The 13,786-nt window shown below is 68.8% G+C and carries 9 protein-coding genes; 4 read left to right on the top strand and 5 right to left on the bottom strand.

Going from position 1 to position 13,786, the window contains the following annotated elements; genetic code table 11:
* Positions 1 to 48 precede the first annotated feature (48 nt).
* Positions 49 to 1,536 (bottom strand): M20/M25/M40 family metallo-hydrolase, encoded by a 1,488-nt coding sequence (locus tag HR086_RS05950; RefSeq protein WP_174465086.1) that lies wholly within the window; start codon positions 1,534 to 1,536, stop codon positions 49 to 51.
* Between the two features lie 815 nt (positions 1,537 to 2,351).
* Between HR086_RS05950 and HR086_RS05945 the strand changes: the two genes are divergently transcribed.
* The 3 genes from HR086_RS05945 to HR086_RS05935 are packed head-to-tail and all read left to right on the top strand — an operon-like array spanning position 2,352 to position 6,200.
* Positions 2,352 to 4,673 (top strand): PAS domain S-box protein, encoded by a 2,322-nt coding sequence (locus tag HR086_RS05945; protein ID WP_254626203.1) that lies wholly within the window; start codon positions 2,352 to 2,354, stop codon positions 4,671 to 4,673.
* Between the two features lie 52 nt (positions 4,674 to 4,725).
* A complete protein-coding gene (locus HR086_RS05940; RefSeq protein ID WP_371745667.1) occupies positions 4,726 to 5,826 on the top strand; it encodes an amidohydrolase family protein in 1,101 nt (366 codons plus the stop codon).
* 2 nt (positions 5,827 to 5,828) lie between these two features.
* A complete protein-coding gene (locus HR086_RS05935) occupies positions 5,829 to 6,200 on the top strand; it encodes a metal-sulfur cluster assembly factor (RefSeq protein ID WP_141643972.1) in 372 nt (123 codons plus the stop codon).
* Between the two features lie 93 nt (positions 6,201 to 6,293).
* Here HR086_RS05935 and HR086_RS05930 read toward each other — a convergent pair whose 3' ends face one another.
* Positions 6,294 to 7,316, bottom strand: coding sequence for an isopenicillin N synthase family oxygenase (locus HR086_RS05930; protein WP_174456020.1), 1,023 nt, complete (start codon positions 7,314 to 7,316; stop codon positions 6,294 to 6,296).
* A gap of 411 nt (positions 7,317 to 7,727) precedes the next feature.
* Here HR086_RS05930 and HR086_RS05925 point away from each other — a divergent pair, with 411 nt between their 5' ends.
* A complete protein-coding gene (locus HR086_RS05925) occupies positions 7,728 to 8,888 on the top strand; it encodes an MFS transporter (protein ID WP_371823429.1) in 1,161 nt (386 codons plus the stop codon).
* Here HR086_RS05925 and HR086_RS05920 read toward each other — a convergent pair.
* The 3 genes from HR086_RS05920 to HR086_RS05910 form a co-directional block, all read right to left on the bottom strand.
* On the bottom strand, positions 8,852 to 9,928 hold the full coding sequence (locus HR086_RS05920; protein ID WP_174465084.1) for a terpene synthase: 1,077 nt from the start codon (positions 9,926 to 9,928) through the stop codon (positions 8,852 to 8,854). The genes HR086_RS05925 and HR086_RS05920 overlap by 37 nt on opposite strands.
* A gap of 215 nt (positions 9,929 to 10,143) precedes the next feature.
* Positions 10,144 to 12,153: an acetyl-CoA carboxylase biotin carboxylase subunit gene (locus tag HR086_RS05915; protein WP_174465083.1), complete on the bottom strand. Its 2,010-nt coding sequence runs from the start codon at positions 12,151 to 12,153 to the stop codon at positions 10,144 to 10,146.
* 14 nt (positions 12,154 to 12,167) lie between these two features.
* Positions 12,168 to 13,784 (bottom strand): acyl-CoA carboxylase subunit beta, encoded by a 1,617-nt coding sequence (locus tag HR086_RS05910; RefSeq protein ID WP_141643951.1) that lies wholly within the window; start codon positions 13,782 to 13,784, stop codon positions 12,168 to 12,170.
* Positions 13,785 to 13,786: the final 2 nt, after the last annotated feature.

The following is a 13,786-nucleotide window of genomic DNA, read 5'->3' as shown; positions in this document are numbered from 1 at the left end:
TCGACAAAATTGAGTGCTTCCACCCGCAGCGAACCGCGAGGCCCCTGCTCAGTGCCCCGCGCTGGCCTTCTGGGGAGCGGCCACGGGCGCCGAGCCGGGCGGCGCGGCGGGCGCCTCCGGGCGGACGAGCGTGTCCGGGGACTCGGCCAGGGCGTACGTCACCCACGCGGTGGCGGCGGTGCTGCGCGCCAGGTCCTGCGGGTCCACCTTGTCCAGCGTGTCCGCATGCGTGTGGTGCACGTCGAAGTAGCGGCTGGAGTCCACCTCCACGCCGAAGAACGGCACCCGCGCCGGCAAGAGCGGGCTGATGTCCGCGCCCCCCGCCTCACGTGCGGAGAAGTTGGCCGCGCCCAGCGCCACTAGCGGCGACAGCCAGGGCTTGAGCAATTCCTGCCCACCCGCGCCCGCGCGCAGGCTCACGCCCACCGGACGCCCACCGCCCGCGTCCATCTCCATGGCCGCCACGTGCCGGGACAGCTCCGCCGCGTGCGCCTCCGCGTACGCGCGCCCACCGCGCAGCCCGTTCTCCTCGTTCATGTAGAGCACCACCCGCACCGTGCGCCGAGGCGCCTGCGGCAACTTCGCGATGAGCCGCGCGGCCTCCATCACCATCACCACCCCCGCGCCATCGTCATGCGCTCCCGTGCCCACGTCCCACGAGTCCAGGTGCGCGCTGATGAGCACGATTTCCTGCGGCTTCTCCCGGCCCCGAATCTCCGCGACGACGTTGTGCGAGTCCGCGTCCGGCAGCTCCGAGCACCCCAGCACCAGCTTCACGCGCACCGCTCCCTTCTCGAGCTGGCGGTGCAGCAGATCCGCGTCCTCCGTCGTGATGGACGCCGCGGGGATGCGCGGGCCCTCGTCCTCGAAGCGCGTGGACCCCGTGTGCGGCGTGCGCAGGGACGCCGTCGCCAGCGAGCGCACCAGCGCTCCGGCCGCGCCCGCCTTCGCCGCCAGCGCGGGGCCTCGGCCACGCAACCCGGCGAAGCGGCCGTAGTCCGCGGCCACCGACATCGTGTGATTGAAGAAGACAATCTTCCCCTTCACCCCGTCGCCCAGCGCGGCGAGCGACTCCAGCGACGTCACCTCCACCACCTCCGCCGTGAGCCCCTCCGGCGCGGTGGGAGGACTGCCGCCCAGCGCGAGCAGGAACAGCGGATGGCCACGCGTGCGCTCGGACGCGAGCACCTCACCCCGCTCCTCCCCTCGCACCCAGCGCGGCACCTTCACGGGCTCCGTCCACGCCTTCACGCCGTCCGCCTTGAAGCTCCGCAGCGCCCACTGCACCGCGGCCGCCGCGCCCTCGGAGCCCGACAGGCGCGGTCCAATCCCATCCGTCAGCTCCGCGAGCCGCGCATAGGAATGGCCTTCCGTCAGCGCGGGCCCCACCAGCTTCTCCGCGACGGCCAGGGGCGGCGTGAAAGCCTTCGCCGTCTGGGCGGGCTTCGTGGGCGCGGACTTCGTGGCAACCGGCGCGGCCCCCGCGACGAGTTGCAACGCGAGGGATGAAGACAGGATGAACGTGGAGACGGGCAAGAGGACCTCCGAAAGAGGCGCCCACTCTCCGCCCGGCCCTGGGGGCTCGCAAGCGAGATGCGCTCCACGCGGGGTGCGAGCGAGGCGTGCCTGCCTGGTGATTTCGAGGAGCTTGCCGGGAATCCCAGGGGCCACCGCGCGCCGAGAGGGGGAACGCGGCGCGCGGGGCTCAACTGGGACTTCATACGGCGATATCGCTTTTGGGGGAGGCGATTACCGCCGCTGCGTCTCACTCTTTGGGAGGAAACGTGGCGGGCATGTTGAAGATCATTCTCAACGACGTCAAGCCCGGTACCTCACTCAGCGTACAAGCGGACATAATTTCCCGGGTGAAGGTTCACTTTTACAGCACCGCTGACAAAAAGCGGGTGTGGAAGTGTGTTCTGGGCTGGCGGGGGATATCAAAGCCTGCCATCCGGACGCGCGCCTCCGCCCCACGACGTCTGCCCAAACCTCCACCCTTCCCTGACGTGGTGGATATGGGTTGCCGTCCTGGAAGACAGACGTGGTGCGCACTGAAGCCCTGCGCACCCAGCCTGCGGTGGATTCGCACCCCCCTTGGCAACCTGAACAGCGCTTCGACAATGCGACAGGAATTGGCACGCGCCGTCACCGCTCGGCTCCGTGGTTGCCCAGCACCCGGGCACACGTCCGCGCGCCCGGCCCAACGAATTACGGACATGCATTTTTTCCTGAAATGGTGTCTATGTCAGTGAAGACTCGTTTATCCCCGTCATGCACCAAGCGACGTACGGCCCCCTCCCCTCAGGGCCGTGGCGTCTCGCGCCCCTGGGCGTTGAAGGAACGCAATGTTGATGGAGCAGTGGGCTCACCGCTTCTTCGAGCTCTCCACCGAGTTGTTCGTGGTGCTGGGCGCGCAGGGTCGGATTCTGGAAGCCAATCCGGCCTGGAACGTGACGGTGGGTTGGTCTCCCACGGAGCTGCGACTCGAAGGCTCCCGGGGCTTCATCCACCCGGAGGACCTCTCGGCGGTGGAGGCGCGGCTGGAGTCGCTGGCGCGGACCACGGGCACCATGCGCTTCTCCTGTCGGTGGCGGTGTCGGGACGGCACGTGGGCGTGGCTCGTGTGGAGCGCGGCCTGCTCCGCGGCGGGTGGGCCGCTGTACTGCACGGTGCGAAGGCTGGAGTCGCCTCCCGCGCTCGACAAGGAGCGCGGCGCCGTCGCGGAGGCGAATGGCCCGGTGCCACCGTGGGCGATGAGCGACAGCCTGCCGCTGGGTCTGTACGTGGTGGAGGTCCGCTCCGGCACCGTCCTCTACGCCAACCACCGCTTCTGCCAGCTGTGGGGCATCGAGTCGCTGGAAGGCGCGATGCGCAAGGGCCAGGTCTCCCACGAGGACGTGCTGGGCCACTGCCTGCGCGCGGGTGAGGCCGCGGCCTTCCTGCGCCTCAACCCCACCACCACGGAGTCGGACGCCCCGCCGCCGCTGCACGGGGACGAGGCGGTGCTCGCCAACGGCCGGATGCTGCGTCGGCTCTCCACGCCCATGGGCGCCAGCGGCGACGAGTCGCGCTACCGGTTGTTCGCCTTCGAGGACGTCACCGAGCGCAAGCGCACGGAGGAGGCGTTGCACCGCTCCGAGCAGAGCTTCCGCAAGCTCATCGAGACGGCGCCCGAGGCCATCTTCGTCCACCGGGACCAGCGCTTCATCTACGTCAACCCGACGCTGCTGCGCGCGCTGAGGTACGACCACGCCAGCGAGCTGATGGGCCGGCCCATCTGGACCATCGTCCACCCGGATGACCTGGACGTGGTGCGCCAGCGCGTGCACGCCGTGGTGGCCCGGGGTGAGCTGGCTCCGCTGCGCGAGATTCGGTACATGCGCCGCGACGGCACCTGGTTCGACGCGGAGAGCGCGGGCCTGCCCGTCGACTTCGACGGCGTGGGCGCGGTGGTCGTCATGGCGCGCGACATCACCGAGCGCAAGCGCATGCAGGCCCAGCTCCTCCAGTCGGACCGCATGGTGCTCGCCGGCACGCTGGCGGCGGGCGTGGGGCACGAAATCAACAACCCGCTCACCTACGTCATGGCCAATCTGGAGTCGGCCATGGAGTCCATGGTGCGGCTGGGTGGGGAGCTGGGGCGGATGCTGCCGGATGGGGCGCTCGCGCCGGGCTGGTCCGTGTCCCTGAAGGACACCGGGGAGCTGCTCAAGGAGGCGCTCGAGGGCGCCACGCGCGTGCGCAACATCGTCCGGGACTTGAAGTACATCTCCCGCCAGGAGGAGGAGCGGCGGGAGCTGCTGGACGTGAGGGAGTCGCTGGAGTTCTCCCTCAAGCTGGCCTCCAGCGAGCTGAAGCCCCGAGCCCAAATCGTCAAGCGCTACGAGGACGTGCCGCTCGTCCACGCGGATGCGTCCCGGCTGGGGCAGGTCTTCCTCAACCTCGTCGTGAACGCGGCGCAGGCCATCCCCGAGGGAGACCCGGCGAACCAGCAGGTGACGCTCTGGGTTCGCCCCGGTGTGAATGGCGGCGTGGCGGTGGACGTGAGCGACACCGGCTCCGGCATGCCACCCAGCGTGCTCGCGCGCATCTTCGACCCGTTCTTCACGACGAAGGCGGTGGGCTCGGGCACGGGGCTGGGGCTGTCGATCTGCCACGGCATCATCCAGGGGCTGGGCGGTGAAATCACCGTGCGCAGCGAGCCGGGGCGAGGAACCACGTTCACGGTGCAGCTGCCACCCGCGCCCGCGGACGCGGCGCCTCGCGAGGTGCCTTCCGTGGCCGCGCCGTCCTCGGAGCGCAGCGGCCGGCTGCTGGTGATTGACGACGAGCCCGCGGTGGGCCGCTCACTGGCGCGCATCATCGGAAAGCGGCACCAGGTGACGGTGGTGGGAAGTGGCGAGGAGGCGCTGACGAAGCTGACCTCCGGCGGCCCGTTCGACGCCATCTTCTGTGACCTGATGATGCCGGGCATCACCGGCATGGATGTCTACGAGCGGGTGCGGGAGCGGGAGCCCGGGCTGAGCCTGCGCTTCATCTTCATCACCGGTGGCTCGTACACCACCCGGGCGCGCCAGTTCCTGGAGCGCATTCCGAACCCGCGCATCGAGAAGCCCTTCGATGCGCAGATGATTCAACAAATCGTCGGAGAAGTGCTGGCGGTCGACGCCTGACGTCGCCGGGCTTGCCACGAATGAGTGAGACTTCACCGCGCCGGATTTCCCGGTGCGCATCCGAAGGGAGTTCCTGGTGATTGGCGGCGGTTTCGTCATCGATGCGGTTACGCATGCGTACAACCTGCACCCGTCCAACTGGCGCGCGGGGAAGTACGCCGAGTCCCTGGCACAGCTCATCTTCGGACTGCACAGCGGGTTGTCCAACGACTCGCACCGCGTCCCGCAGGCCGACCAGTTCATGAAGGACTGGTCCGTGGACGAGCTGGCGCACATCCTCTTCGTGGAGAGCGACATCGACCTGGCGGTGCACCACGTGCTGCCGCTCCAGACGCTCTACACGGATGGGCTGTGTTCGTACGAGAAGACGGTGGACATCAAGCGGCGCTTCCCGGACCGCTTCCTCGTCTACGCGGGCGTGGACCCGCTGCGGGGCACGGCGGCGCTGGAGGACCTGGAGCGGCAGGCGGAGGAGCTCAAGCCCACGGGCCTGAAGCTCTATCCGGCCGCGTGGCTGGGAGACTCGTTCAAGCACACCGGCTGGCGGATGGATGACCCGAGCATCGCGTTCCCCCTGTTCGAGCGGGCGCGCAAGCTGGGCATCAAGAACATCGCGGTGCACAAGGGCCTGCCGATGGGGGCGGTGCCGCTGGAGCCGTACAAGGTCGACGACATCGGCGGCGCGGCGGATGCGTTCCCGGACCTGAACTTCGAAATCGTCCACGGCGGCATGGCGTTCCTGGACGAGACGGGCATGCAGCTGTCGCTGTTCCCCAACGTGTACGTCAACCTGGAGGTGACGGGCGCGTTGCTGGTGAAGCGGGAGCGCTGGTTCGCGGAGTCGCTGGCCGCGCTGCTCAAGTGGGCGGGCCCGTCGAAAATCATGTGGGGCTCCGGGACGGTGTTCAGCCACCCGCAGCCGGCGCTGCACAAGTTCTGGCACGACTTCCAACTGCCCGAGGAGCTGGTGCAGATGGCGGGCATGCAGGTGACGCCGGAGGTGAAGCGGATGATTCTCTGCGACAACTACGCGCGCTACGCCGGGGTGGACATCGAGGCGGTGAAGAAGCGCATCGAGAACGATGCGTTCTCGCGCAAGCGCGCCAGGGGCGACATCAAGCCCTACAGCTACCAGCAGGAGGCGCGGCCGTGACGATGGAAGCGGCGCTGCGCGAGCGCATCCAGTCGATTCCGGACCCGTGCAGCCTGGCGACGGGCGTGCCGCTGGGCATTGGAGAGATGGGGCTCATCCAGAGCGTGGAGCACCGCGATGGCAAGGTGACGGTGCGGCTGCACATCACGTCTCCCATGTGCATGATGGCGGCGTACTTCATGCGGGAAATCGAGCAGCGCCTCACGGGTCAGGAGGGCGTCGAGTCGGTGCACGTGGAGTTCGACCACGACCTGAAGTGGACGCCGCAGGACATCCAGCCCGAGGCGCGTGAGCGACTGGCGGCTCGGCGCATCACCATGCTGGGTGGTCGTCTGTTGCCGCGCACGGAAGCACCGGCGACAAGCGGGAGCTGAGCGACGCGGACGCGCGGCGGGCCCGAGGGTCCGCTCGTCGCGGCGCGCGGTGAGGTCGAGGCGAGGGGCTTTCGCCTCGACGCCACGCGTGAACTACAACACCCGCCGCACGAGCTGCGGGAACACCTTCGACACCTTCCCCAGCAGATAGTCCCCGTAGGTGCCCTCGAACGCGTGGACGCTCGCTCCGTCCCAACGCCGAGCCCGGTCCTCGTCCACATCCGCCGAAGCCACATTCGGCAGCGGCTGGACCTCCGCCGCGAAGTCCGGGTCGAAGAAGAGCGGGAACGAGAGCCTGTCTCGCCCACTCACGTTCTTCACCCGATGCGGCGTGGAGCGATACCAACCACCCGTCAGCCGGTCGAGCATGTCGCCGATGTTGCACACCAGCGTCCCCTGCAGCGGCGGCGCCTCCACCCACCCGCGTCGCGACTTCACCTGCAGCCCACCATTCGAGTCCTGCGCGAGCAACGTCAGCAACCCATAGTCCGTGTGCTCCCCCACGCCCCAGCGCTCTTCGCCATCCGCGGGCTCCGGCTCCGCGGGGTAGTGGAAGACACGGAACAGCACCGTGGGGTCCGCCGTGTACGTCCGGTGGAAGTAGTCCCGCTCCAGTCCCAGGCTCTCCGCCACGCCCTCCATCAACGCATGCGCCGCGCGCGTCACACTGGCCATGTAGTCGAGCACCACCGCGCGCAGCCCCGGCACCTCCGGCGGCCACAGATTCGCACCGTGCAGCGGCCAGCCCGCCCTCACTCGAGGATGCTCGGGCCCCAGCTCCGTGCCCAGATAGAGCCCTTCCTTGCGGTCCGGCTTCCCCGACGTCAGCTCGCCTCCCAGCGGGAACCAGCCACGCCACGCAGGCCCGCCGTGCGCCATGGCGATGGCCTCCTTCGCCTCACGCGGCAGCGCGAAGAAACGGTGACTCTCATCCTCCAGCCGCGCGAGAACCTCGTCCGAGACCCCGTGGCCGGAGACATAGAAGAAGCCGGTGTCACGACACGCCTGCTCGATTTCACGCGCCACCCGCTTCCGTGCCTCGGAAGGGGACGCGTCGAACAGCGGGGACATGTCGATGACGGGCAGACGCTCCGGCGCGGTGGTGACTCCAGCCATACCCGGAAGCCTACACCGACCCGCACTCGTGGAGCCCGACCTCACACCTGTCCTCCACGAGAACCCCTGCGCACTCCCTGGCCCGGCGTTACTTCCCTCGCACCCATCTACCTCGCGGCTTCCACGCGTGCGGTGCTCCCGCTTTCCCCTCGACCACCAGGACAAACAGGCTGACTAGAGCCTCACGTGCTGTTGAACCCGGGCGCACTCCAGGAACCCCCTCCACCTCACGGCATCCACGCGCGCGGCGCTCCCACGCACTCCGCGCCCACCAGCAAGCAGGCGTGACGCGCCTCACACGCCGCTGGACCTGAGCGCACTCCAGGAAGAGAGTGCGCCGCGCCTCCCATGTCGACACGAGCACCCTCGGAACCGTCTCACACCACCCTCAGCTCCGGGCTGGTGTGGCTCATGGCCGCCGCCTCCGGCGCCACCGCCGCGAACCTCTATTACAACCAGCCCCTGCTCGGAGACATCGGCAGGGAGCTGAACGCCTCCGGCAGCTCGCTCGGCCTCGTGCCCACGCTGACCCAGGTCGGCTATGCGGCGGGCATGCTGCTCATCGTCCCGCTCGGTGACAGCCTGGAGCGACGGCGCGTCATCGTCACCATGTCCGCGCTGGTGAGCCTGGCCCTCGTCGGCGTCGCGCTCGCGCCCACCCTTCCGTGGCTCGTGCTCGCCAGCTTCATCGTGGGCGCCACCACCATCGTCCCGCAGCTCCTCGTGCCCTTCGCCGCGCACCTGGCCCCCGCCGCACAGCGCGGCCGTGTCGTCGGAACCGTCATGAGCGGCCTGCTCATCGGCATCCTCCTGTCGCGCACCGCCGCCGGCTTCGTGGGCACCCACCTGGGCTGGCGCTCCATGTTCTGGATCGCCGCCGGGATGATGCTCCTGCTCGCGCTGCTGCTGCGCTTCACCCTTCCCTCGCAGCCGGCCGTGGCCGCCATGCCCTACCCGGAGCTGATGCGCTCGCTGGTCCATCTGGCTCGCACCGAGCCCGTGCTGCGCATCCACTCCGTCCTCGGCGCGCTCACCTTCGGCGCCTTCAGCGTCTTCTGGTCCACGCTCGCCCTGTACCTCCAGAGCCTCCCCCAGCACTACGGACCCCAGGTCGCCGGTCTCTTCGGAGTCGTCGGCGTCGTGGGCGCGTTGATCGCCCCCCTCGTGGGCCGCTACGCGGACTCGCACGGGGGACGGCGCATCAACATGCTGGCCATCGGCGTGCTGCTCCTGTCCTTCGTGCTGATGTGGCCGCTGGGCCAATGGCTGTGGGGCATCGCGCTGGGTGTCGTGCTGCTCGACCTGGGCGCCCAGGGCAACCACATCTCCAACCAGACGCGCGTCTACGCCCTGCGCCCGGAGGCTCGCAGCCGCCTCAACACCCTCTACATGGTGACGTACTTCGCGGGCGGCGCGGGCGGCTCCTGGCTGGGCACCACCGCGTGGACCCACTGGGGCTGGGCGGGCGTATGCGCGTCGGGCGCGGCCCTGTGCCTCGTGGGACTCGCCGTGCTCGGACTGAGCCGAAACAACGCTCAGCCCTCCGACGACACACAGCCCCACCACCACTGAATCGAGCGAACGGGCAGCGGCTCCAGCGTCGTGACGTCCACGAGAGGCATCTCGAGCGCCACGACGCCTTCCGCGGAGGAGCGCACCTCTCGCTCGAAGTAGCGACCGGACCGGTTGCTCCAGTCGATGTTCGCGCGCACGAAGTTCCCCAGCCCCTTCAGGTACATCGACAGTTCCAGACTCGCACTGGACTGTCCCTGCGCCAGCAATCGCAGGAACAGCGCCATCACCGCGTCCCGCATCCTCACCGCCTCGCGAGTGGCCTCCTCCATCGAGCAGCCGCGCTCGTGCATCAACACCGAGAGGAGGTTGTGCTGGTCCTCGCCACGGCGCGATTCCTTCCCGTGGGAGATGAGGTCGTTGTCCCAGACGACAATCGTCCCCGCCACCTCGCCCGCCGCGCGCACCAGGGGACGCGCCAGCTCCTCGGTGGACACCTCGTGCTGGTTGACGATGTCGATGAGCGTGGGACACACCATCGCCGCGCCGCTGTAGAGCCTGAGCACCGTGTAGCTGTCGACGTCGCAGACGCGCTGGTCGTCTCGGTTGGCCGCCTCCCAGACCTGCGAGTACAGATAGGAGCGGACCGCGTCGGACCAGCGACGCAGTTGCACCGGGCTCGCATGGACCTCCATCCGCAGCCGCAAGTCCCGCAGGCTTTGGGCATACGGGTCGTCGGGAAGCACCTCCGCGTGGGGCGAGTCCAGCAGATGCCCCAACCAACCGGCATACACAGCCATCCCGTGAGGCCGCTGTCCGAAGCGGCCCTCGTCGCAGAAGGCGTCATCGAACGCGAAGAGCCACATGACGAAGTCGGCGGCGGCCTGGAGCGATGCCTCCGTGCCTGAAGGCATGATGCGCGCGACGAATTCCCCCACACGAATCCGGGAGAGGCGCAGCCGCTCCTGCTCATCGGGGTAGATGCCCTGACGCGTCATCCACTCCACGCTCCGCGCCTCCACCTCCTCCGCGCGAGGATGGAGCTCCGGGGAGATGGGGCAGTACAGCGACAGTTTCTCACGCGCTTCCGAGGGGTCCACGTCACGACTCCGGGTCCACCGTCTCCTGACGACGATGGCCCCAAGAGAAAGCACCTCGTTCCGAAACCGGAAGGTCGCACCGTCCCGCGGGGCGCCCGCACCTGCTCATCAGTCCACGAACGTCATGGACCCCAGAACAGGTGGGAGTCCCGTCACGGACATTCCCCACGCACTCCGGGACAAGCGATATGCGGGGCGCGATGTTGCCCGCACCTTCAGGCCGGCGGCTCCTTCGGCTTCGCCTCCGGCGTGAGCACCACGAGCAACTGCTTCGCGGACACCTGTCCGCCCACCGAGGCATTCACCGCCTCGACGACGCCAGGAATGTCCGCCGCGAGCTGGAACTCCATCTTCATCGCCTCCAGCACGAGGAGGACGTCACCCGGCTTCACCACGTCGCCCGGCTTCGCATCCACGCGCAGGATGCGTCCGTCCATCGGCGCGAGCAGTCGGCCTGTGCCCGCCCCCTCCGACGACTTCGCCGGACGAAACGTCACGTCCGTGAGGCGGCGTGCCCCGACGCCCAAATCCAACCAGAGCGAGTCCCCGCTCCGGAGATAGCGCGCACGGCCTCGCGCCCCGGCAACGGAGTAGTCGAACACGCTGTCCGCCAACCCCAACACGCCGACTTCGAACGACTCGCCGCCCGCGCTCACCTCGTACCGCGACGGAGACACCGGCCGCACGGAGACCTTCGACTCACCGCTCCGGTCCTCCAGCGTCATCGCCACCGGATGCGTGTACGCGGTGTTCCAGTTCACCAGCGAGCCATCCAGCCCGCTCCTCTTCGCGAGGACCTGCGCCTCATCGTGGAAGAGGGCCGTCGCCGCCAGCGCCCGCTCACGGGGAGTCGTCTCGTACAGCCGCGCCAGCGTCGCGCCGTCCGCGTGCTTCCCGATGAAGCCCGTGTCGTAGACGCCGGAGCGGAATGTCCCGTCCTGCAGCACGTGGAGCAGCAGGGCCTTGTTCGTGGTGACACCGAATACGGTGAGCTCGTGCAGCGCCTCCACCAGTCGCCGCCGCGCCTGCTCCCGGTCCGAGCCGTACGCAATCACCTTCGCCTGCATGGAGTCGTAGAAGGGCGGAATGTCCTGCCCCTCGCGCACGCCATGGTCGATTCGCACGCCCTCGCGCGAGGGCAGCCGCCACGTCAACAGCCTCCCCGCCTGCGGTGCGTATTGTTTCGCCGGGTCCTCGGCGCACAGGCGCACCTCGATGGCGTGCCCCTTCCACGTGATGTCCTTCTGCTCGCGCGGCAGCACCTCGCCCGAGGCCACGCGGAGCTGCCACTCCACCAGGTCCAGGCCGGTAATCTCCTCGGTGACGGGGTGCTCCACCTGGAGACGGGTGTTCATCTCCATGAAGTAGAACTCGCCGCTCGGCGCGAGGAGGAACTCGATGGTGCCCGCGCCCTTGTAGGCAATCGCCTGGGCCGCGGTGACGGCCACCTGTCCCATCCGCTCTCGCAGCTCCGCGCTGACGGCGGGGGACGGGCTCTCCTCAACAATCTTCTGGTGACGGCGCTGCACCGAGCAGTCGCGCTCACCCAGGTGCACCACGTTGCCGTGCTCGTCCGCGAAGACCTGAATCTCCACGTGCCGCGCGTTGATGACGGCCCGCTCCAGGATGAGCTCACCACTGCCAAAGGCGTTGGTGGACTCCGAGCGTGCCCCGCGCAGCGCGGCGCGGAGCTGCGACGCCTCGTGCACCAGTCGCATGCCGCGCCCACCACCACCGGCCGCCGCCTTCACCATCAGCGGGAAGCCGATGCGCTCGCCCTCCACCGCCAGCGCCTCGTCGTCCGCATCCGATGCCTCGTAGCCGGGAATGCACGGCACGCCGGCGGCAATCATCCGCAGCTTCGCCTGACGCTTGTTGCCCATCAGGGTGATGGCCTCGGCGTCCGGGCCGATGAAGACGAGCCCCGCCTCCTTGCACGCGCGCGAGAAGGCCGCGTTCTCGGAGAGGAAGCCGTAGCCTGGATGAATCGCCTGGGCCCCCGACGCCTTCGCCGCGCCGATGAGCTTGTCGATGACGAGGTAGGACTCCTTCGCGGGCGACGCTCCAATCGGCACCGCCTCGTCCGCCGCGAGTACATGCTGCGCGCCCCGGTCCGCCTCGGAGAACACCGCCACCGTCCGATAGCCCAGCCGCTTGCACGTGCGAATCACCCGCACGGCGATTTCGCCCCGGTTCGCGACGAGGACCTTGCTGAAACGCTCCATCCCGTTCGCTCCTCTCACAGGCGTGCGACTCCGAAGCTGTTGGGATTGACCTCGCGTCGCCCCGCCTCGCGGCAGATGGACAGGACGAACCCGAGCACCCGTCGCGTATCGCGCGGGTCGATGATGCCGTCGTCGAACAACCGCGCCGAGGCGTTGAAGGGGTGCGACTCCTTGTCGAACTGGTCGACGATGGGCTGGGTGAAGGCGCGGATGGCCTCCTCGTCCACCACCTCACCGCCGCGCGCGAGCTTCTCGCCGAAGACAATCGACATCACCTTCGCCGCCTGCTCGCCGCCCATGACGGCCGTGCGCGCGTTGGGCCACGCGAAGATGAAGCGCGGATGGAACGGACGGCCGCACATTCCATAGTTGCCCGCGCCGAACGAACCGCCCACCAGCAGCGTCACCTGCGGCACCGTGGCGTTCGCCACCGCCTGAATCATCTTCGAGCCGTGCTTGACGATGCCGCCCTGCTCCGGCTGCGTCCCCACCAGATACCCCGTGGTGTTCTGGAGGTAGACGATGGGCGTGCCCGACTGGCAGCAGAGCTGGATGAACTGCGCCGCCTTCGTCGCGCCCTTCGGGCTGATGGGGCCGTTGTTGCCAATGATGCCAATGGGCGCGCCGAAGAGGTTCGCCCACCCGCAGACGGTGTGCGCGTCATAGGCGTCCTTGAAGCCCGTGAAGTCGGAGCCGTCCACGAAGCGCGCGATGATTTCGCGGCAGTCGTAGGGCTTGCGGTAGTCCGCCGGGATGGCGCCACACAGCTCGTCCGGCGAGTAGCGCGGCTCCTCGTAGAGCGTGGGCGCGGCCGCCGCCAGTCGCTCGTTCCAGCCGAGCTTGGACACGATTTCCCGCGCCATGCGAATGGCGTCGGCGTCGTCCTCGGCCAGATAGTCCGCGGTGCCCGCGACGGTGGCGTGCATCTCCGCGCCACCCAGGTCCTCGTCGGTGGCGACCTCGCCCGTCGCCGCCTTGAGCAGCGGCGGGCCCGCGAGGAACACCTTCGCCTTCTTCTTCACCATCACCACGTAATCGGACAGGCCCGGCAGGTAGGCGCCACCCGCCGTGCTGGAGCCGTGGACCACGGTGATTTGCGGGATGCCCGCCGCCGACATCCGCGCCTGGTTGTAGAAGGTCTCCCCGCCCGGGATGAAGATCTCCTGCTGGTACATGAGATTCGCGCCGCCGCTCTCCACCAGCGACACCATGGGCAGCTTGTTCTGCAGCGCGATGGCCTGTCCGCGCAGCGCCTTCTGCACACCCCAGGGAGACGCGGTGCCACCCTTGATGGCGGAGTTGTTGACGAAGACGAAGCACCGCACGCCAGACACGTAGCCGATGCCCGCGATGCTGTTGCCGCCCGCCAGCGAGCCGTCACTGTCGTCGTGGTAGCCGTACCCGCACAGCGTGGACAGCTCCAGGAACGGCGAGCCCCTGTCCAACAGCATCATCAGCCGCTCGCGAGGCAGCAGTTGGCCGCGCTTGTGGAACTTCTCGGTCGCCTTGTTCTCGGTGGCGCGGACCTTCGCCTCCACGCCCCGCAGCTCCGCGAGTCGCCCGAGCATGTCCGCGCGCTGTGCCTGGAACGACTCCGAGCCCGTGTTCACCCGCGATGTGATTCTTGGCATCG

It is taken from the genome of Myxococcus sp. CA039A (assembly GCF_013336645.1).
In the GTDB taxonomy this organism is placed as follows: Bacteria; Myxococcota; Myxococcia; order Myxococcales; family Myxococcaceae; genus Myxococcus; species Myxococcus llanfairpwllgwyngyllgogerychwyrndrobwllllantysiliogogogochensis.
This window is presented reverse-complemented; position numbering and strand designations above follow the sequence as displayed.

Coding starts and splice junctions, on each gene's coding strand:
- HR086_RS05935 (WP_141643972.1), top strand. CDS start 5,829: ATGGAAGCGGCGCTGCGCGAGCGCATCCAGTCGATTCCGGACCCGTGC.
- HR086_RS05915 (WP_174465083.1), bottom strand. CDS start 12,153: ATGGAGCGTTTCAGCAAGGTCCTCGTCGCGAACCGGGGCGAAATCGCC.
- HR086_RS05925 (WP_371823429.1), top strand. CDS start 7,728: ATGGCCGCCGCCTCCGGCGCCACCGCCGCGAACCTCTATTACAACCAG.
- HR086_RS05930 (WP_174456020.1), bottom strand. CDS start 7,316: ATGGCTGGAGTCACCACCGCGCCGGAGCGTCTGCCCGTCATCGACATG.
- HR086_RS05910 (WP_141643951.1), bottom strand. CDS start 13,784: ATGCCAAGAATCACATCGCGGGTGAACACGGGCTCGGAGTCGTTCCAG.
- HR086_RS05945 (WP_254626203.1), top strand. CDS start 2,352: ATGGAGCAGTGGGCTCACCGCTTCTTCGAGCTCTCCACCGAGTTGTTC.